Genomic DNA, 19,838 nt, shown 5'->3' with positions numbered 1-19,838 from the left:
GACCCGGCACAGGGAACCTCGCCATTGAACAAGCTGCTTCACCCGCTATACGGTTACCCGCTGGCGGGGCTGGAATTCATTCGTGCGATTGGCCAGAGCATGCGTCACCTCGGCGAATCACACCAGCCAAGCCCGCAGCACACCATCGCCGAGCACTTTTTCGGGGTGAACGTGGCACCCGCCGACAACGCAGAGGGCGACGATTATATCTGCGCTCGACTCAGTGAACTGGGCCTGCGCCACGTGCGCATGCACTTCAGCTATGAAAGTCTTCAGGGGCCGGCCGAGCGACTGCTCGAACGACTGCTGGGCGACGGCTTTGAGGTCATGCTCGATCTGTTACCCCCGGCAGCCGAAGCCAACCTGATATTCGATGATGTCCAGGCGCAGCAGCGCTGGGGCAATTTCGTCGAGACAGTATTTTCCCGCTGGGGTGAGCGAGTGCATGCGATCGAAATTGGCAATACACCCAATCGCGGCAAGTGGTCAGGGTTTAGCTCTCCCGGCATCGTCATGGCGACCTACATCGCCAGACAGCGCACCCGCGACGCGACAGTCCCGGTTGGCGGGCCTAACGTGTCCGATTTCGAACCGCTGTACAACGCCACCTATCTCAGCATGCTGAACCACCTGGATGTAGCGCCTGCCATCCACACGGACAATTTATTCGTGGAGCGAGTGGTTGAGCCGGAAGCGTTCGACCACCGCGTGTTGGGGCGTCTCGCCCGCGATCTGCTCAAGCTGAATCTGGTCAAGAAAGCGCGCATGCTGAAAGCCATGGGCACCTCGGTAGGCGCCAGCCAGCTGTACTGCACCTACACCTGCTGGACGATTAAGCGGCTACAGCGACGCTACGCTGAGCCCGAGCAAAAGCGGGTCGACTACCTGGTGCGCTACCTGGCCCTGGCCAGCGCCAGTGAAGCACTCGACAAAGTCTACTGGGGCCCGCTGATCTGTTCCCGCGATGGTTTGATCGACGACGCAGCCGATGACTACCCGGTCATTGACCAGGTGAGCTACTACCAGCGTATTCGGGGCAACGCCGCACATTTTCAGCCGACGCCGGCATTTACCGCACTGGGATATTTGATCGATCGTATGGCAGGTGCCCAGTGCCAACAGTTTCATCATGATCCGGCCGGGCTGACCCTGGGACAGTTCATAGACTCTGAGGGGAAATCATTTCTACTCACATGGTGCCGCGATGCTCAAGCCTTGCCGCTGTCGAATATACTCAGCAGTGGCCAATTGCGTCATGCCAGCTTCCGCAATGCCGGCGGAGTGTCAATGGATGCGCCCGTGGTCATCAACGAACACCCCCTGTATATCGATTTGCCCACTGACACGCTCCACCCCGGGCTGGCGAACCCACGATTTGCTCCTGCCATGACCAGCCTCGCCCACTTAAGCAGTCGCCAGTGGCAATCCACGCCGTTACAGGACAGTGCCTGGTATGGCGCGGCCATGCTGCGCGCGGACGCGCAACAAGAGGACCTGGAAGCGGCACCACTGCTGCATCCTGCGGCACTGGGCCAATACCCCGAGCTGCAGGTCATGCGCGATAAGCGCAACCGGCTGTGGAACATCGCCGACCCACGCCAGGCTGACAACACGCTGACGGTAAAACTCAATCGGGTTGTCGGATTCAAACGATTCACTTACCGGTTCAGGCCCAGTAAAGGCCGTCGCCACTGGGACAATGCCTGTCAGATGTTGCGCCGCGGCGTCGCCACACCACTGCCGGTGGCCTTCTTCGAGGCGCCGGAACAGGCTGGCATTCGCGACTCCTGGTACGTTTGCCAGTTCGTCCCGAATGCGTTTTCAAGCCGCGACGTCTATCGCGCATTCAATGACGGTGCTGCGACATATCGGGGCCTCGACAAGGCCACCTGGTTCGACATCATCGCCGGCTTCGTGTGCCACATGCACGACAAGCAGATCATCCACCGCGACTTGTCCTCGGGAAACCTGTTGCTCATCCAGGCTGATGACGGCCAGGTAGAGGCCATGGCGATCGATATAGGCAGGGCGCGGACCTGGTCCGGGCCCGGCTCAAAAGTCCGCAATCGGGACCGCATGTTAGATCTGATTCGCATCGCCTACAAACTCACGTGGCCGGATCGCGCACTGTTTATTGACGTATACGAGCAGCATCTGGGCAAATCACTGTCCCCGCTGTGGCGCATACCGTTCCACTACTACGACAACAAACAAAGGTTCAAAAAGTGGCTTAAACGCAAACGCGGCAAGTAGCGCCCTCACGCGGTTTGTCGCCACCCGTTATAACGTTATACTGCCGGAGAAAACGGGGCCCTGCCCCGGCCAGCAGCTGCAATAACATCAGGATAAGAATGCCCGGAGCGCCAGAACAACCTCCCTCCCTACACGCCATGCTGGAATTGGAGACGTCCGCCAGACTAGCCGGCCAACTCGCAGTGCTCGACAGGAGCGAGTTTACCCTTGCTCAGGTTCAACTTATTCAAGGAGCCACTACTGGAGACAAAGTCCGGGTTAAACCCGGTATCGAGGCTACCCTTTACTACAACCCCGATGAGCCCGATGAAAAAGTGACGATTCAGGTGTCGGCCATCGATGGCAAAAACCTTACCCTGCGGCTACTCGAAACCGGCCATCGCGACACGATTCTGCGCCTGCTCGCTCGCCAGGAGCAGAAGAGCCTGTCCGACGCAGAACACGAGCTGAAAGGCTCCAGCGCCGAGCATACCCGCCTGCTGCGCGAACTGCGCACCCGCTCGATGTTGCGGGTCTCTGAGCTATTCAAACACTTTCTTCACGATCTGGTACCGCACCTGGTGGAAAAGTCAGCCCAGGCCGGCAATAGAAATGACCAAGGCCACCCACTGTACGACGGTGCCAACAAAATTCGCCACGAGATGGAGCGCCTTAGTCAGATCACCTTGGATACGGTGGCCGGCTATTTCAACGAGCTCTGCCCCCCTGAAGGAGGCCGTAGCTTTACTCAGGGAGGTACGCCGGCCGATCAGTTGGACCTGGTTGACCTGAACGACTATGAGCACGACCTGGCGATTAATCGCATGGTAGCTATGGGTGAGGAGCAACACGCCCTGCCGCTGGAAGCGCTTATTCTCCGCACGGCCAAACTAATCAGCGCCGATCCTCTCCAGGTGCGTCTGCCCATCCACCCACGCCAGCTGAGCCAGGCCTTTCAGATAGGCATCAGCTCGCTGGAACTTCCCCCGGAAGCAGCTGGGGCAAGCTACGACTACTTTGCGCGCAAGGTCATCCGCAAGCTCGATGAGCCCTATCAGCACCTCAACAGTTTCCTCGAGGAGCACGGCATCGGCGGCGGGCTGGAGGAACGGATACGCACCAAAGGATCACTATTGCGCCCACCGACCACCGGGACCACCACACGCAACCCGCGCTCGGGCCCACCCGCGGCCGTTGAATCTCACGCGAGCAGCGACGGTCAGGGCGAACAGGCTCACACAGCAGCTGCGCCGCAGACAACACCCGGCAGTATCGATCCCTCTGCGCTGAGTATGTACCAGTCCATCATCGACGCCCTGAATCTAAGACGCGGGCTGGGCGTACAGCAGGCAGCGCCGGATAACTGGGGAGCGCCAGTTGACGGTACTGCGAACACCAACCCGCTGGCAGATGCCCGGGCAGTGGCCAGTGCGCTGGGCAGCATCCAGCGCGACACCGCAGTGCAGGCGGCCCTGCGTGAAGCCACCTCGCTGCGCGAATTTCTCGCCGATCACCGCGAGCAGCTGGGCGATTTACAAGGCACCGGCGGTCTCAGCGCCGACAGTCTCAACCAGCTCGATCTGGTCGACAATTTATTCGGAACGATTCACGCAGAACTCAATGTCAACGATGAGCTGAAACCCGCTCTGAGTAACCTGCAGATTCCACTGGCAAAACTTGCCCTGCTGGACCAGACATTTTTTGCCGATCGCGGCCATGTGGCTCGCGACATGGTCGACAAACTGTCCTCATTGGCCACTTCGGCGAACTTTCCCAACCGCGTACTCGAAGAACGCATTAACCATGTCGTTGACGAAATTGTTAAGGACTATGACCAGGACGACGCCGTATTCAGCCGCGCCCTGAGCAAAATCGACCGTCTGTTAGATCAGCAGCAGCGCGCCATTGCGCGCAATGTTGAGCGAGTCGTTCGCACCCAGGAAGGTCAGGAGAAACTGCACCAGGCAAGGCGCGCCGTCAGTGATGTGATTAACGAGCGTATCCGCCCGCCGGCTGCGCCGCGCGTATTGCTGGACCTGGTTGAAAGTGGCTATCGAGACCTGCTGGTTCTCACCCATGTCAAAGAGGGCCCCGACAGCCAGGTCTGGTCAGATCAGGTCAACAGCCTCGACCTGCTGGTCTCGTGGTTAGCCCAGCTGCAGGACGGCGACGCTGATCGTGACGTGGGCATGCAGCGCGGCATGGAAGCGGAAACGCTGCTGGACATGGTAGGTCAGCAAATTACTTCAGCACTGCCTACCAACGTGGCTCACGAGTCCGTGCTGGAAGAACTCCGCGACATCCTGACCAACAATCAAAGCGTTGAATCGGCCGAGGTCGATGCGACGCCGACAAGCGAAGATAAAGATACCGAAGCACTTCATTCCAAGGTACGGGAACTACCGCGCCTGCGACGCTGGGTACGTCGCGTTGAACAATTACAGCCCGATTCCTGGTTAAGTTACCGGGACGCACAGGGGCAGCGCCACCGTATGCGCCTGGCCTGGATTAGTGAGGAGAAAGATCGATTTATCTTTGTCGATGAACGCGGCCACAAAACCGCCGATCTAAACGCGGTACAGCTGGCGCGTAAACTCAGCCGGGGAGCGCAAACACCTACCCCCTCGGACGATATGTCGGTCGTGGACAAGAGCATTTACCGGACACTGGAACAGGCGCAGAAAACCCTCAGCTTCGCCCGTAATCACGACTCGCTGACCCAGCTTGTTAACCGCGATACCTTCGTCAATCAGCTGGAAAGAGCGCTTAACCACGCCCGGCGGAAACAAACGCAACACGCGCTGCTGTATATCAACGTCGATCAGTTCGATCTGGTCAACCAGGTCTATGACCAGGTGAGCGGCGACCAGGTACTACTGGAATTCAGCAAACTCCTCGCGCAGCTGCACGGCAAAAAGTGTTCTTCAGCGCGTCTGGAGGGCGACGAGTTCGCGCTACTGTTATTAGATCGCTCAGCGGAACAGGCGGCCCAGTTAGGAGAGAAAATTCGCAGTGATATCGAGCAAGCCAGTCTCGATATCGAGGGCGAAAAAGTCTCATTTACCGTTTCCATCGGTGTCGCACCGATCCTCGAGCACAGCCAGGCGGCCGCGGAGCTGCTCGAGTCAGCCCGCGTGGCGATGCACCACGCCAAGGAACAAGGGCGCAACCGTGTAGAGATGTATCACGAGGATCAGGCCCAGGCGACTACCTACCAAAACGAGAAAGACCGCTCCCGGGAAGATCTCGAGCAGGCATTGGCGACCGATCGCTTTGTATTGCGAGCTCAGCCCATTGTGCAAAGCGCTGTCGATGGCGATACGCCGCAGCGTCGGCACTATGAATTGTTGCTGGCCTTACGCAACAAGGACGGCTCCATCACGTCGCCGGAAGAGTTCATCCAGTCTGCCGAGCAGTACGGCTTTATGACACTGGTCGACCGCTGGGTGATCCGCGAGGCATTCAGCTGGATCAGCCAGCTGATGGACGATCAGAAAGAAGTCCCGCACCTGGCCATTAACCTGTCCGGCGTCAGCGTCACCGACGACGATTTTATGGAATACCTGCTGGAGCAGATCTCCGAGTTCGGTGTGGGCACCAGCCTCATCTGCTTCGAGATCACTGAGACCGGCACTATCTCCAACCTTGTCAAGGCCGCCGACTTCGTCCAGGCGTTTCGCAACATTGGCTGTAAGTTCTCAATCGATGATTTCGGCACCGGGCTTGCCAGCCACAACTATCTGCGCGAACTGCCCGTTGACTATGTCAAAATTGACGGCACATTTATCTCCAATATCCACCACAGCCGAGCCGACTACGCTATGGCCCGATCGATTAACGATCTGGCGCACTTCCTCGGCCAGGAAACCATTGCCGAATCGGTGGAAAACGATGAGATTATTGCCAAGCTCAAGGAAATTGGGGTCGACTACCTGCAGGGCTGGGGCGTGGGCAAACCGAAACCCCTATCCGAGATTACTGCCGAACTTTCCACCATAGCGCGATAATCCGCCGTGCACGCTTCTTTCGACACTGACTACGACGAGCTGATAGGGCTGATATACCAGGGCCCGCTGGAAGAACAGCCCTGGCAAAGTGCACTGCCAGCGCTGCGCGAGATGCTCGATGTTCAGGTAGTGTCACTGGTATTGCGCCCCCCCGCCGTCGGTGATCCCGGGCTGATCCTCAATAGCGTCCGCCCTGAAGGTGCCGATGCGCCCGCATTGGCCAGCCCCGATGACTGGGAACTGACAGCCTATCGCGATGAGTTTTTCTCCCTCGACCCGTTCGTTAATCTGCCGCTGGAAAAAGTGACAGCGCTGGAAGACATATTGCCCGACGAAGCGCTGACTGCGTCGGACTACTATCGACAATACCTGCACCCGATTGGATTGTTCAGAATTCTCGGGGTCGACACTGCAGAGCCCGGCGGTATGCTGGCACGACTGCGTCTATCCCGCCGAGAGCAGGAACCGCGTTTCAACGAACGCGACCGCGAGTTGCTGCGACGGTTGACCCCCATCTCAGACGAGCCATAGAAATATACGCAACCCTCAATCGCACCACCTCGGAACGCGATGTCTATGCCGGCGCCGTTTCGCAACTGGCGGTGGCCACCATCATCCTCGACGAGCAAGCCAGAATTCGCAACGCCAATCCGATCGCCCAGGTGCTACTCGAAGAAGGTGATGGTCTCACCCGCAACGGCGACAGCCTGCAATTGGCCGGGCGTGACGCCAACCGTCAGCTGCAGCAGGCGCTGGCAACAATCATTGCCGCACAGGCCCAGGGGCAACCCTCAGTGGCTCACGCGCTGCGAGTTCCGCGCTCTGGCAGCCGCTCCGATCTCGGTCTGGTAGTACGCCCGGTGCCGCACTCCGAATGGAGTCAGGGCCAATCAAGCCCCTGCGCAGCGGTCTTTATCTCGGACCCCGATCAGCACGAATCGGCCTCCAAACAAACCCTCGGAGAGCTGTTTGAGCTCACTCCCGCAGAAGCCAATCTGGCCATTTTGCTGGCGCGCGGCCTGAGCCTGGCAGAGGTCTCTGAAGTACAAAATATTTCCCAGCACACCGCCAGGGCCCAGTTAAAGTCGATCTTCGCGAAAACCGGTATTTCCCGACAGGCCGAACTGGTGCGATTGATTATCAAGAGCGTTGCCTCACTGGGCTAGGTTATCCCCGCCTCTCGTTGACCCAGATCAACAAGCGCTGTGCAGGAATTTGATACTGTGCGCCTGTATGACCGCCGGCCTTCCACGATGAGCAACGACCTGATCACAACCACCACTGTCACCTCGGAATTTCGTGAGGAAATGACCATCGCGCGCAAGTACGCCTGTCAGGGGCCGCGCTATACGTCTTATCCGACCGCTCCCCAGTTTCGCCAGGACTTTCCGTTTCAACAATATCTGGATTGGCAGGCAATCGACGGCGACCGCCGCCGCGACCCGCTGTCGATTTATCTGCACCTGCCCTTCTGCCGGGACATCTGCTACTACTGCGCCTGCAATAAAATCGTGACCCGTGAGCAAGGTGTTGCCCCGACCTACCTGGAACATCTGCAGCAGGAAATTCGCCTGCAATAGGCACTGGTTGGCGACACCCAGCCGATCACCCAGATGCATCGGGGCGGGGGCACTCCAATGTACCTGGATCACGCCCAGATCACCGAGCTCATGCATATGCTGGCCAGCCACTTCAACCTGCTGGACAAGGGCTATCGGGAATATTCCATCTAGATTGATCCGCGCACAGTGGAACTCAACACCATCGCCCTGCGGCCCGACCGCATTGCCTGTTACAACTACGCTCACCTCCCCGAGCGTTTCACCAGCCAGCGGGCCATCGATCGTTTAACGCTGCCCACCCCGGATGAGAAACTGTTGTTACATGAGCTGATCAGCCACACGCTGCAGAAAGCCGGCTATCGCCTGATCGGCATGGATCACTATGTGCTTCCTGACGATGAGCTGGCCATCGCTCAACAAGAGGGACGCCTGCAGCGCAATTTCCAGGGTTATTCACTGCATATGGCAGACGACTTGTTGGGCCTGGGCGTTTCGGCCATTAGCCAGATGGGCGACTACTATCTGCAGAATGAACGCAACCTGGGCGACTACTACAGCGCCATCGACAGCGGCGCGCTACCGGTCAATCGCGGTGTAAAGACAACCGCCGAAGACCAGCTGCGCCGCCACGTGATCATGCACCTGTTTTCCGATCTGCGACTGGACCTGAGCGAGTGCAACGAAAGCTTTGGCATCGCCTTTAACGAGAAGTTTGCGACGCAGCTGACCTCGCTCCAGCCGCTTGTTGACGACGGGCTACTGAGCATCTCTGGGGACGAGGTGCGAATTCACCAGCAGGGGCGGCCCTTTCTACGCAATATCTGCATGCCTTTCGACGCCTATCTGACGACTCCAAAAGGTGACGAACCCGCGCCCAGATTCTCCGCAACCGTCTGATTTACGCCCAAAAATCACATTACTGCCACTGTAGATTTTAGATTATAATTAACCCCGTTCTAGTGCTCGGAATTTCTCATGACGAACATTGCAGAGTCGAGGAGCGAAAGCTACCAGACTTGCACCCACGACCCTCAGGTCAGCTGTGGCAATTGCCGCCTTAATAGCATCTGCCTGCCGCTGGCCCTGGAGTCAGACGACATCGCCCAGTTGGATGACATCATCCAGCGCTGCAAACCTCTGCAAAAAAACCAGCACCTGTACCGCGAAGGCGACGACTTCGAGTCGGTATTTGCCGTTCGCTCGGGCACGCTCAAGGCCTACAAGACCACTGATGACGACCGCGAGCAGGTCACTGGTTTTTACTTTCCCGGAGAAATTCTGGGCATGGATGGCATCTCCAACAACTCCCACGCCTCTTCCGCCAAGGCGCTGGAAACCGCAGCCATCTGCGAAATTCCCTTTACCTCACTGGAAAAACTCAGTGCGCTGATACCGAACCTGCAGCGCCACTTTTTCCAGCTGATGAGCCACGAGATCACCGAGGATCAACAACTGATCACTCTGCTGAGCAAAAATTCGGCAGATGAACGTGTGGCCGCACTATTGCTGAGCATCTCCGGTCGCAATGCGCGCCGCAAGCTCAGCGCAACCCAGTTCCGTCTACCCATGTCGCGGGTAGACATTGGCAACTATCTTGGGCTCACGGTGGAAACCGTGTCCCGGGTATTCAGCCGATTGCAGAAAATGGACATTCTGCAAGTGGACAACAAGGAAATAGAAATTCTGGATAGTCAGGGCCTGAGGAACATTGCCAACCTCAGTAGCTAGCGCATGATTATCGGCCGCTGTTGTGTACACCTGTATTTGACGCAGTCGACGACCATTTCTATCTTGATTCACATCATGGTGAATTACCTGACAAATCCTAGAATGCACGCAACTACCAGAGTAGATTTGGGGAGATAATAACCAAATGATTCAACATACCTTCGGCTTGCTTGTTAAGCCTAGTTCCCAGTGGAAGAGCATTTCTGAGCTGTCCGACAGCTCCTTCAAGACTTTGCTGCTGTATCCCTGGATTCTGTCGATTATTCCAGCTGTGGCCTGGTACTACGGGACCACCGACATAGGCTGGACAGTCGGCGATGGAGAGAGCGTCCGACTCACCAAAGACAGTGCCTTACAAATTTGTATCCTATTTTATTTAACTCAGGTAGTATGCCTCGCCGTTTTGGGCTACTTCGTTCACTGGATGAGCGACACCTACGGCGCGGAGTCCAGTATTGCCAAGGGCATCATCATTTGCTCCCTGGCAGCCACCCCCATGTTTATCTTTGGCGCAGTGGGTTTTTACCCTGTGCTTTGGCTGGACCTACTCATCGGCATTGTCGCCGTGTGCTGGGCCGTCTACCTGATGTATTTGGGCATCCCCATCTTAATGGACATCCCCGAGGAACGCGGATTTCTGTTTTCGAGTGCGGTTATGGGCGTGGCACTGGTCTTGCTGATCTGCATTATGGTCGGCGCAGTGATTTTATGGGACTTCGGAGCGGCACCCGCCTTTACCGACTAGCCCACTCAACAATGATTTTTGCCTTTCTCAAAATCTGACTTTGGAATGAAACCATGAGCGAGCTTAACTCCGCACTGGAACATCCCACCTACAACTATAAGGTGGTGCGCCAGTTTGCAATTATGACGGTAGTCTGGGGGATAGTGGGCATGCTGGTTGGCGTGATTATCGCCGCCCAGCTCGCCTGGCCCGAGCTGAACCTGGGTATCGAATACCTGCATTTCGGGCGCCTGCGCCCGCTGCACACCAATGCGGTAATCTTTGCCTTCGGGGGCTGCGCCCTCTTCGCCACCTCATATTTTATTGTCCAGCGCACCTGCCAGGTGCGCCTGGTATCGGACAAGCTCGCTGCATTTACATTCTGGGGCTGGCAGGCCGTGATCGTCGCGGCCGCTATTACCCTGCCACTGGGCCTGACTTCCAGTAAGGAGTACGCCGAACTGGAATGGCCCATCGACATCCTGATCGCCGTGGTCTGGGTGGCCTACGGCGTGGTGTTCTTTGGCACCATCATGAAGCGCAAGGCGCGCCACATCTATGTCGCGAACTGGTTCCTGGGCTCGTTTATCGTCACAGTTGCTATCTTGCACATCATGAACTCCGCAGCAGTACCTGTATCGGCCTTTAAATCGTATTCAGCCTATGCCGGCACCGTGGATGCGATGGTCCAGTGGTGGTATGGCCATAACGCCGTGGGCTTTTTCCTGACCGCGGGTTTCCTGGGCATGATGTACTACTTTGTGCCCAAGCAGGCGGAGCGCCCCGTGTATTCCTATCGCCTGTCTATCGTCCATTTCTGGGCGCTAATCTCGATTTACATCTGGGCCGGCCCCCACCACCTGCACTACACCGCCCTGCCCGATTGGGCACAAAGCCTGGGCATGATCATGTCACTGATTCTGCTGGCTCCTTCCTGGGGCGGCATGATTAACGGCATGATGACCCTGTCCGGCGCCTGGCATAAGCTGCGCACCGACCCAATTCTGCGCTTCCTGGTTGTCAGCCTGTCGTTCTACGGAATGTCGACATTTGAAGGCCCGATGATGGCCATCAAGACCGTTAACGCACTGTCTCACTACACCGACTGGACCATTGGCCACGTGCACTCTGGCGCACTAGGCTGGGTAGCCATGATTTCCATTGGCTCGCTGTACCACCTGATTCCGATCGTGTTCGGCCGCGACCGCATGTACTCCACCGACCTGATTAACGTCCACTTCTGGATGGCGACCATTGGCACAGTGATGTACATCGCTTCCATGTGGGTCAACGGCATCATGCAGGGCCTGATGTGGCGCGCCTACAACCAGGACGGCACCCTGACCTACAGCTTCGTTGAGTCTGTCGCCGCCAGCTATCCCGGTTATGTGGTCCGTGTACTGGGTGGCGCCGTGTTCTTTGGTGGCATGCTGGTCATGGCCTACAACGTATACATGACAACCCGCCGCGACGTCGAAGCCCAGCCTGCACCTGTTGCAGCCAGCGCCGCCTGAGGAGTGACGAGAATATGAAACACGAAGCAGTCGAGACCAACATAGGCTTGATGATTGTCGGTATGATCATCGCCATCAGCTTTGGCACGCTAGTGGAATTGGTGCCCCTGATGTTCATTAAGGAAACCAACGAACCCATTGCGGGCCTCAAACCCCTTCCCGCACTCGAACTGGAAGGCCGCGACATTTATATTCGCGAAGGGTGCAACACCTGTCACTCACAGATGATTCGTCCCCTGCGCGCCGAGACCGAACGCTACGGGCACTACTCAGTGGCTGGCGAATTTGTCTACGATCATCCCTTCCTGTGGGGCTCAAAACGAACCGGCCCTGACCTTGCCCGCGTAGGTGGTCGTTACTCTGACGACTGGCATCGCGCGCACTTGTACAACCCCCGCGACGTCGTTCCTGAATCCAACATGCCGGCATTCCCCTGGCTGTTTGAAAAGACGCTCAGTGGCGAGCACACCGCCCAGAAGATGACGTCTCTGCGCACGGTGGGCGTGCCCTACACCGATGATGACATTGCTGACGCAGCGGCCGCTGTCGCAGGCAAGAAAGAGATCGACGCCCTGGTCGCCTATCTGCAGCAGCTCGGTCTGCTGCTACAATCGAGGCGCTAACACCATGGACATCAACGATCTCCGCGGCCTGAGCACGCTATTCCTGATGATCTCGTTCATCGGCGTGTGTATCTGGGCCTACAGCAGCAAACGAAAATCGGCCTTTGATGAAGCCGCACAACTGCCCTTCGCAGATGAAGAGCAGCATCAGAACACCATGCAGGAGGAAGTAAGGAATGACTAGTTTCTGGAGTTTGTGGGTAATCATCCTCACTTCACTCACGATAGTGCTCATTACCTGGATACTGTTCGCCAACCGTTCACGCGAGAACCCGGAAGCCAAAACTACCGGCCACGTCTTCGACGGTATCGAAGAGTACGACAACCCGATGCCGGCGTGGTGGTTCATGATGTTTGTCATCACCATTGTGTTCAGCATTGGCTATCTGATCATGTACCCGGGCATGGGTAATTTCCAGGGCCTACTCGGCTGGTCCCAGGAATCACAGCACGATAAGGATGTGGCCGCCGCAGAGAAGCGCTATCGCGACATGCGAGATCGCTACCTTGCCATGCCCATTGAGGAAATCGCCAATGACCCTGCGGTACGCAAAATGGGCATGCGTATGTTCAGTAATAACTGCGCTATCTGCCACGGTGCCGATGCCAAGGGCGCCTACGGCTTCCCCAATCTGACGGACGATGACTGGATATGGGGCGGCACCCCCGAGGCCATCAAAGCCACACTGGTTGACGGGCGCAAGGCAGCCATGCCTGCCTGGGGTGGCATTCTGGGCGACCAGGGTGTGGCCGATGTTTCAGCCTATGTGATGTCACTCAGTGGCCGCGAAATTGATAGCGCTCAGAAAGAAGCCGGCGCGAAGCATTACCAGACCTATTGTGTCGCCTGTCACGGTGCAGATGGCAAGGGCAATCAGGCATTGGGCGCTCCCAACCTGGCCAACGGGATTTGGCTTTACGGCGGCTCCCTGGAGCAGATCACGCACAGTCTTCGCGCAGGACGCAACGGCGTTATGCCTGCGCAGAAGGGCCTGCTCAGTGAGGATAAGATTCACATCCTGACGGCCTACGTCTACGGCCTGAGTAACTAAACTGTAACAACGTCCACTCGAGGGGCCCGACGCCGGTCCCTCACCCTCACGCCCCTTTTCTGTGAGCACATGCCATGTCTGACAAGGACCTGATTGATCTGAAAGAAGTCGCCCCCGCCGAGGTTGGCGAGGTCGATCTTTATCAACGGCGCGAGCGCATCTACACGCGCAAGGTTGAGGGCTTTTTCCAGAAGGTCAGGCTCTACACCGGCTGGCCGTTGTTGCTCGGCTACTATCTGATGCCATGGCTCACCTGGGATGGGCGCCAGGCCATTTTGTTCGATTTACCCGAGCGCAAATTCCACATCCTCGGTCTCACCTTCTGGCCGCAGGATTTTCCGATGCTGGCCTTCCTGCTCATTATTGCCGCCTACATGTTGTTCGCGGTGACCACCTTCGCAGGGCGAATCTGGTGTGGCTATACCTGTCCACAAACCGTATGGACCACCATGTTCATGTGGTGGGAACAGAAAACCGAGGGCAGCCGCAATCAGCGGATGAAGCTGGACAAGGCCCCCATGTCGATGGAGAAATTTCGCAAGAAGTGTCTTAAGCACAGCGGCTGGTTATTTATCGGCTTTGCCACGGGTGTAACGTTTGTCGGCTATTTCTACGGCATCCGCGAACTGCTGGTGGACTTGTTTGCGGGCACAGCAGGTGCCTGGGCATATTTCTGGACCCAGTTCTTCACCTTCGCCACTTATATCAACGCCGGCTGGATGCGGGAACAGGTGTGCATGTATATGTGCCCCTACGCACGATTCCAGTCGGTGATGTTTGATCAGGACACACTCATCGTATCCTATGACAAGGCCCGGGGTGAGGCTCGCGGCAGCCGCAAGAAAACTGCCGACCCCAAGGAACTCGGCTTGGGTGACTGCATCGACTGCGAACTGTGTGTACAGGTCTGCCCCACGGGTATCGACATCCGCAACGGCCTCCAATACGAGTGCATTGGCTGTGCGTTGTGCATCGACGCCTGCGACTCTGTGATGGAGAAAATGGACTACGACAAGGGCCTGGTCCGCTACACCAGTGAACGAGAGCTGAATGGTGAAGGTAAGACACATTGGCTGCGGCCGCGTATCATTGGGTACGTGGTAGTACTGGCAGTTATGTTTGGCGCGTTCGGCTACAACATGCTTTACCGGGTACCGCTGGAGTTGACGATCATCCGCGATCGCAACCAGTTATTCGTGACTACGGATACCGGTGCCATCGACAACATCTATACACTCCAGTTGGCGAACATGTCCCCGGAAATGCATGAATTCACCCTTTCCATCGACGGCCTTGAGAACGCTGAGATTATTGGCGATCGCATGCACACGCTCGATGGCGAAGAAATTCGCTCGATAAGCCTGCGAGTGCGGATGATGCCCGAGGACCTGGACAAGCCTAGCACTGCCTTTAATTTTGAAGCCCAGGCAAGTGATCGTGAAGATCTCAGGATTGTTCACGAAACACGATTCGTAAAGCCACTGTAGGCGGCCTGACAACAGAGTAGTAAAGCGATGAGCAAGCAACTGCCCCGCGAGGACAGTCAACCCTGGTACAAACAGTTCTGGCCCTGGTTCTTAATCGCCCTGCCCGCAGCCGTTGTGGTAGCCGGGATTAACATGGTGTTTGTAGCGCATGAAGGCGCCGATGATCTGGTGGCCGACGAGTACTACAAGGATGGCCTGGCCATCAATCGCAAGCTGGAAAAGATCGAGCGCGCCAGATCGCTGAACATTGCCGCTAATATTTTCATACAAGGCAGCGACATTGTGATCAAAACCTCGGGGCCCGTGAATGACCAGCTGCTCAAGCTCGATATGTCACACCCCCTCGAATCCAACCAGGACTTCAGCCTGATGTTGGTACAGAGCGTACCAGGCGAGTATCGCGGCCGCCTGCCCGCCGCAGTAGCTCCGCGTTGGCATTGGTCTCTCACCAGTGAAGGTGAACAGGCGTGGCGCCTCGACGGGTCAGTCACCGCCGCAGATTTAGGCAACGGCCAGGGTGGCTGACGCCGGCCTCCAGGCCGCCCGGGAAGCCCCGCCCTGCTATCACTGCGGTGAAGATATCCCCCCCGGCGTGGACCTGCACGTAGAGATCGGCGGCGAAGCACGCGCAATGTGCTGTCCTGGATGCCGCGCCGTGGCGACCATGATTACCTCCAGTGGACTGGATACCTTTTACCAGCAGCGCACGGCCTACAGCGAACGACCGGTCGAACAGCAATTCAAGCTCAATGACCAGTACCTGGTTTACGACGATCCGCAAACAGCCGCACAATTCGCCGACATGCAAAGTGATGGCACCGTGCAAGCGCGGGTGTTGCTGGGTGGTATAACCTGTGCTGCGTGTACCTGGCTGATCGAACAAACACTGGCGCCAATCCCGGGCATCTCCAGCGCCCTGGTTAATCTGCAGCAGAGTCGCCTGGACGTCGCGTTTGATCCAGCGCAAATAAAACTCAGCGAAATCTTCAGCCGCCTTGAGTCACTGGGCTACCGGCCACGCCCCTTCCAGGTCAGCACTCAGGTCGAACAAATGCGCGCAGACTACAAGCGCGATCTGCGCCGTCTGGGCGTTGCCGGCTTTGGCATGATGCAGGTGGGGATGTATGCCATTGCACTCCATGCCGGGGAGATTCAGGGAATTCAGCAGCAGTATGAAGGTCTGCTGCGATGGGTCAGCCTGCTGGTCGCCAGTTTTGTTGTGTACTACTCGGCGGGGACTTTTTTTTCCACCGCCTGGCGTCACCTGAAACAAAGTGCACTGGTCATGGATTTACCGGTCGCTCTGGCGATTGGTCTGGCCTTGCTGGCCAGCGCGTGGGCGACGATTAGCGGCACCGGGCAGGTCTACTTTGATTCCGTGGTCATGTTCACATTCTTCCTGTTACTGGGCCGATTCCTCGAAGCCAGAGTACGGCAGCGCCACACCATGACCTGGTTCGACGCCGAGAGTACGCTGCCCGATGCCGTGAGTTGTCGTCGCGACAGGCAATGGCAGACCGTGCCACGCGCCCAGCTTGTGGTGGGTGACACAGTCTTGTTCCCCCCGGGCAAACCATTGCCATCGATGCCATCGTAACCAAGGGCAGTAGCGCAGTACGGGAGGATACATTTAACGGCGAGCACCTGCCGCGCAGCGTTGCCGTGGGCGATACGGTTTACGCGGGTACGATCAATATGGAAGCCGGGCTGGAAGCGCAGGTGCTGTGCAACTACCTGGAAAGTCGGCTCGCCGCCCTGCAGAAATCTGTAGAGGTGGCACAGACTGAAAAACCCGCGCTGGCCCGTATGGCCGACAGAATTGCATCGTGGTTTGTAGCGGGCGTACTACTGGTCACTTCCGCAACGGCGTTTATCTGGTACCAGATTGATCCTTCCCAGGCGCTGTGGATTTCACTCTCCGTACTGGTCATCAGTTGCCCCTGCGCACTGGCCCTGGCCACGCCGGCCGCGCTGACGGCCGCTGCCAGCGCCTTGCGAACTAGGGGTGTCATTGTGCGCGGAGAAAATGCCCTGGAGGCACTGTCTCGAACCACGCACGTATTGTTCGACAAAACAGGCACGCTCACCGAGGGGAATCTGTCTATTGCCGAGGTGCAGTTGCTGGGCTCAGCAGACCGCACTGAGGTACTGGCTATCGCCAGCGCACTGCAACACTTCTCTAATCACCCACTGGGGAGCGCCTTTGCAGACCTGCCCGGCAAGGCGGGATTGACGGACGTGGAATACACCGTCGGCGCCGGCATGGCTGGGATGCTCAACGGGCATGAGTACCGCATGGGCAGCGAACCCTTTTGTCGCGCACTCTTGCCCGGGCTGACGGCTCAACCGCGACAGGAATTGTATTGGGTCGCCCTGTGCAGCGACGAGGAAGCACTGGCCTGGATTGGCCTCAATGACCCACTGCGCAGTGAAGCGCGGTGCGTAGTGGCCCAAGCACAGCACGCCGGCCTGACTGTTGGCCTGCTCACTGGCGACCGTTCCGCCGCCGGACCCGCACTGGCCGAACAGCTGCAGCTGGACAGCTGCGCCTATGGCCTGCGGCCACAGGAAAAGATGGCACAGGTTCAAGCCCTCCAGGCCGATGGCCACGTGGTCACCATGGTGGGAGACGGGCTCAATGACGCCCCGGTACTGGGAATGGCTGATGCATCATTCGCAGTAGCCGGTGCCACTGATCTCGCTCGTACCCAGGCTGACTTTGTGGTCGCCGGCGGGGATCTCGACGCAATCACCCGTACCTGGCACCAGGCACGCCGCTGTCGCCGAATTATTCTGCAAAACTTTGGTTGGTCCCTAGGTTACAATATCAGCGCTATTCCGCTGGCAGCAATGGGATATATACCTCCCTGGGCAGCGGCCATTGGCATGTCATTAAGTTCACTCATTGTCGTGGCAAACTCGCTGCGTCTGAGTAAGGAAGCCTCGCTGCAGGACTGAATCGTGGATAGTCTCTACCTGTTGATTCCCATTGCTATCGTGTTTGTTGCCATTGCCATCAAGTTGCTGTTGTGGGCGATTGATAGCGGCCAGTACGACGATCTCGACAAAGAGGCGTGGAGCATTCTCAACGAGGACAAGACCGCGCCCAAAGAAGACGATGACGCCCGCTGATCTAAGCTATCTCTCCGCGCTTGCGCTGGGCTTGGCCGGCAGCGGCCATTGCCTGGGCATGTGTGGCGGTGTCGCCGCCGCCTTGAACCTCGGCGGACAACGCAGACAATCTGTGACAGTTTCCTACCACGTTGGACGCATTTCCAGCTACGCCCTGCTCGGCGGCCTGCTCGGCCTGATTGCAGGCAGCATCGACCTGGTTGCGTGGACGATTGCGTTGCGCTATCTGGCGGGCTTTCTGCTGATTGCCATGGGCTTGTCCGTGGTCAATTGGTGGCAAGGTATTCGTGTCCTGGAACAAGCTGGCAGTAAACTCTGGCAGCCAGTGCAGCGTTTTTCTTCGCGATTTCTGCCCATACAGCGCCCGCATCAGGGACTGGCACTGGGATTGTGTTGGGGCCTCATGCCTTGCGGACTGATTTATTCTGCGCTGGCCTGGTCCGCCACTGCACAAAGTGCTGCCACCTCCGCAGGACTTATGTTCGTCTTTGGCATCGGCACCCTGCCTGCCATGCTCGCGGTTTCACTGGGCGCCGATCGCCTGCAGCACTTTTTACGCAGGCGTGGACTCAAGCTGTTCATTGCCATTCTGCTCATCGGCTCCGGCATGCTGACACTCTATATGGTGTATGCCCATGGGGAGCACCTGCAGCAGATGGCGCCCGGCCAGCCCGCCGAAATGGACCATTCGCACATGCATCATCACTGAGCGACACGGCACTCTCTGTATGCAACAGGAGATCATCGACACCATACTCGACGCGACCTCGGCAACGGCCATCAGCGATGTTCATGCGGTACAGTCGCTGTGGAGCGGTTACGGAGAAATACTCAGGGTATCGCTGCAAGGCAGTATCTACCCGTCTGTCATTCTCAAACATATTCAATTGCCGGAAATAGCCAACCACCCGCGTGGCTGGGACAGCGATCGCTCTCACCAGCGAAAGATCCGTTCCTACCAGGTAGAAGCATACTGGTACCGTCACTATGCACCGCGCTGCGGTGCCGACAGCCCGGTACCCACCTGCCTTGCAGTACAAGCCAGTGACAACGAGACTCTACTGCTTCTGACAGACCTCGATGCCGCGGGCTTTGATGATAGAAAACAGGCGGTTGAACTCGCAGATATACACGCATGCCTGAACTGGCTGGCGGCCTTTCACGCAACCTTCCTGGGCTCGGACGCCATTGGGCTCTGGGAGTGCGGCACATACTGGCATCTCGATACCCGCCCGGATGAGTTGGCGGCTCTAACCGATATTCCGCTGCGCGAAGCGGCGCCACACATCGACGCGGTCCTGAAAAAAAGCGACTTCCAGACGCTGGTACACGGCGATGCCAAACTGGCCAACTTTTGCTTTGCCACCATAGGTGGCACACCCCGTGTCGCCGCCGTGGACTTCCAGTATGTTGGCGCCGGCTGTGGCATGAAGGATGTGGCTTACTTTATCGGCAGTTGCCTGGATGAAGCACAGTGTGCCGCGCTGGAAACTCCCCTGCTGGACTACTATTTTGGCGCACTTGGCACCCACGCGCGGTTACGACATCCCGCCATCGATCATCGCGCCCTGGAAGCTCAATGGCGAGAGCTCTACGACGTCGCCTGGGCAGATTTTCATCGCTTTGTGAAGGGTTGGAGCCCGGGTCACTGGAAGATTAACAGTTACAGTGAGCAACTAGCCCGCCGTGTTATTCGCCGCCTCAGCTAAGTTGACTGGTCGAACAAACCCGTCCCTTAATCAGAACGTAAAGGCCCAGCCCAGAGTCGGCCCGCTTT

19 protein-coding genes are annotated in these 19,838 nt (G+C 57.6%); all 19 read left to right on the top strand.

Annotated features, from left to right (window positions below; all coding sequences use genetic code 11):
• The first annotated feature begins 24 nt into the window (after positions 1 to 24).
• The 19 genes from BST95_RS09615 (at position 25) to BST95_RS09535 (ending at position 19,770) form a co-directional block, all read left to right on the top strand.
• Complete coding sequence (locus BST95_RS09615; protein WP_084199074.1) at positions 25 to 2,253, top strand: lipopolysaccharide kinase InaA family protein; 2,229 nt, start codon at positions 25 to 27, stop codon at positions 2,251 to 2,253.
• 98 nt (positions 2,254 to 2,351) lie between these two features.
• On the top strand, positions 2,352 to 6,239 hold the full coding sequence (locus BST95_RS09610) for a DUF1631 family protein (RefSeq protein WP_084199073.1): 3,888 nt from the start codon (positions 2,352 to 2,354) through the stop codon (positions 6,237 to 6,239).
• A 6-nt stretch (positions 6,240 to 6,245) separates the two neighbouring features.
• A complete protein-coding gene (locus BST95_RS09605) occupies positions 6,246 to 6,770 on the top strand; it encodes a hypothetical protein (RefSeq protein WP_084199072.1) in 525 nt (174 codons plus the stop codon).
• 71 nt (positions 6,771 to 6,841) lie between these two features.
• The gene (locus BST95_RS09600) at positions 6,842 to 7,405 is read left to right on the top strand and encodes a helix-turn-helix transcriptional regulator (RefSeq protein WP_084199071.1); all 564 of its coding nucleotides are present in this window, start codon (positions 6,842 to 6,844) and stop codon (positions 7,403 to 7,405) included.
• A gap of 57 nt (positions 7,406 to 7,462) precedes the next feature.
• Positions 7,463 to 7,819, top strand: coding sequence for a hypothetical protein (locus BST95_RS20480; RefSeq protein WP_229801650.1), 357 nt, complete (start codon positions 7,463 to 7,465; stop codon positions 7,817 to 7,819).
• 168 nt (positions 7,820 to 7,987) lie between these two features.
• Complete coding sequence (locus tag BST95_RS20475; RefSeq protein ID WP_229801651.1) at positions 7,988 to 8,698, top strand: oxygen-independent coproporphyrinogen III oxidase; 711 nt, start codon at positions 7,988 to 7,990, stop codon at positions 8,696 to 8,698.
• Positions 8,699 to 8,776: 78 nt separating this feature from the next.
• Entirely contained in the window at positions 8,777 to 9,529 is a 753-nt protein-coding gene (gene fnr / locus BST95_RS09590) for a fumarate/nitrate reduction transcriptional regulator Fnr (protein WP_084199070.1), read from the top strand.
• 145 nt (positions 9,530 to 9,674) lie between these two features.
• Positions 9,675 to 10,274 carry a Yip1 family protein gene (locus tag BST95_RS09585; RefSeq protein ID WP_066052543.1) on the top strand — a complete coding sequence of 200 codons (600 nt, stop codon included), beginning with the start codon at positions 9,675 to 9,677 and terminating at the stop codon, positions 10,272 to 10,274.
• A 53-nt stretch (positions 10,275 to 10,327) separates the two neighbouring features.
• Positions 10,328 to 11,767 carry a cytochrome-c oxidase, cbb3-type subunit I gene (gene ccoN, locus BST95_RS09580; RefSeq protein ID WP_084199069.1) on the top strand — a complete coding sequence of 480 codons (1,440 nt, stop codon included), beginning with the start codon at positions 10,328 to 10,330 and terminating at the stop codon, positions 11,765 to 11,767.
• A 14-nt stretch (positions 11,768 to 11,781) separates the two neighbouring features.
• Positions 11,782 to 12,390, top strand: a complete 609-nt coding sequence (gene ccoO / locus BST95_RS09575) for a cytochrome-c oxidase, cbb3-type subunit II (protein WP_084199068.1) — start codon at positions 11,782 to 11,784, stop codon at positions 12,388 to 12,390.
• Positions 12,391 to 12,394: 4 nt separating this feature from the next.
• Positions 12,395 to 12,574: a CcoQ/FixQ family Cbb3-type cytochrome c oxidase assembly chaperone gene (locus tag BST95_RS09570; RefSeq protein ID WP_066052551.1), complete on the top strand. Its 180-nt coding sequence runs from the start codon at positions 12,395 to 12,397 to the stop codon at positions 12,572 to 12,574.
• Positions 12,567 to 13,442, top strand: a complete 876-nt coding sequence (ccoP, locus tag BST95_RS09565; protein ID WP_066052557.1) for a cytochrome-c oxidase, cbb3-type subunit III — start codon at positions 12,567 to 12,569, stop codon at positions 13,440 to 13,442. The genes BST95_RS09570 and ccoP overlap by 8 nt, the downstream gene beginning before the upstream one ends.
• A gap of 74 nt (positions 13,443 to 13,516) precedes the next feature.
• Positions 13,517 to 14,929, top strand: coding sequence for a cytochrome c oxidase accessory protein CcoG (ccoG, locus tag BST95_RS09560; RefSeq protein ID WP_084199067.1), 1,413 nt, complete (start codon positions 13,517 to 13,519; stop codon positions 14,927 to 14,929).
• Positions 14,930 to 14,956: 27 nt separating this feature from the next.
• Positions 14,957 to 15,454, top strand: coding sequence for a FixH family protein (locus tag BST95_RS09555; RefSeq protein WP_084199066.1), 498 nt, complete (start codon positions 14,957 to 14,959; stop codon positions 15,452 to 15,454).
• The gene (locus tag BST95_RS20115; protein WP_205737363.1) at positions 15,447 to 16,526 is read left to right on the top strand and encodes a heavy metal translocating P-type ATPase metal-binding domain-containing protein; all 1,080 of its coding nucleotides are present in this window, start codon (positions 15,447 to 15,449) and stop codon (positions 16,524 to 16,526) included. Before BST95_RS09555 ends, BST95_RS20115 begins: the two co-directional genes overlap by 8 nt.
• The gene (locus BST95_RS20110; RefSeq protein WP_205737384.1) at positions 16,505 to 17,887 is read left to right on the top strand and encodes a heavy metal translocating P-type ATPase; all 1,383 of its coding nucleotides are present in this window, start codon (positions 16,505 to 16,507) and stop codon (positions 17,885 to 17,887) included. The genes BST95_RS20115 and BST95_RS20110 overlap by 22 nt, the downstream gene beginning before the upstream one ends.
• 3 nt (positions 17,888 to 17,890) lie before the next feature.
• Positions 17,891 to 18,061 (top strand): cbb3-type cytochrome oxidase assembly protein CcoS, encoded by a 171-nt coding sequence (gene ccoS / locus BST95_RS09545; RefSeq protein ID WP_066052568.1) that lies wholly within the window; start codon positions 17,891 to 17,893, stop codon positions 18,059 to 18,061.
• On the top strand, positions 18,048 to 18,770 hold the full coding sequence (locus tag BST95_RS09540; protein ID WP_084199065.1) for a sulfite exporter TauE/SafE family protein: 723 nt from the start codon (positions 18,048 to 18,050) through the stop codon (positions 18,768 to 18,770). The genes ccoS and BST95_RS09540 overlap by 14 nt, the downstream gene beginning before the upstream one ends.
• 19 nt (positions 18,771 to 18,789) lie before the next feature.
• Positions 18,790 to 19,770 (top strand): phosphotransferase, encoded by a 981-nt coding sequence (locus BST95_RS09535; RefSeq protein ID WP_084199064.1) that lies wholly within the window; start codon positions 18,790 to 18,792, stop codon positions 19,768 to 19,770.
• Positions 19,771 to 19,838: the final 68 nt, after the last annotated feature.

Source organism: Halioglobus japonicus, from assembly GCF_001983995.1.
In the GTDB taxonomy this organism is placed as follows: Bacteria; Pseudomonadota; Gammaproteobacteria; order Pseudomonadales; family Halieaceae; genus Halioglobus; species Halioglobus japonicus.
The sequence above is the reverse complement of the archived record's forward strand: the minus strand, read 5'-3'. Positions and strand labels throughout refer to the sequence as shown.

Coding starts and splice junctions, on each gene's coding strand:
- BST95_RS09610 (WP_084199073.1), top strand. CDS start 2,352: ATGCCCGGAGCGCCAGAACAACCTCCCTCCCTACACGCCATGCTGGAA.
- fnr (WP_084199070.1), top strand. CDS start 8,777: ATGACGAACATTGCAGAGTCGAGGAGCGAAAGCTACCAGACTTGCACC.
- BST95_RS09585 (WP_066052543.1), top strand. CDS start 9,675: ATGATTCAACATACCTTCGGCTTGCTTGTTAAGCCTAGTTCCCAGTGG.
- ccoN (WP_084199069.1), top strand. CDS start 10,328: ATGAGCGAGCTTAACTCCGCACTGGAACATCCCACCTACAACTATAAG.
- ccoO (WP_084199068.1), top strand. CDS start 11,782: ATGAAACACGAAGCAGTCGAGACCAACATAGGCTTGATGATTGTCGGT.
- BST95_RS09570 (WP_066052551.1), top strand. CDS start 12,395: ATGGACATCAACGATCTCCGCGGCCTGAGCACGCTATTCCTGATGATC.
- ccoP (WP_066052557.1), top strand. CDS start 12,567: ATGACTAGTTTCTGGAGTTTGTGGGTAATCATCCTCACTTCACTCACG.
- ccoG (WP_084199067.1), top strand. CDS start 13,517: ATGTCTGACAAGGACCTGATTGATCTGAAAGAAGTCGCCCCCGCCGAG.
- BST95_RS09555 (WP_084199066.1), top strand. CDS start 14,957: ATGAGCAAGCAACTGCCCCGCGAGGACAGTCAACCCTGGTACAAACAG.
- BST95_RS09540 (WP_084199065.1), top strand. CDS start 18,048: ATGACGCCCGCTGATCTAAGCTATCTCTCCGCGCTTGCGCTGGGCTTG.
- BST95_RS09535 (WP_084199064.1), top strand. CDS start 18,790: ATGCAACAGGAGATCATCGACACCATACTCGACGCGACCTCGGCAACG.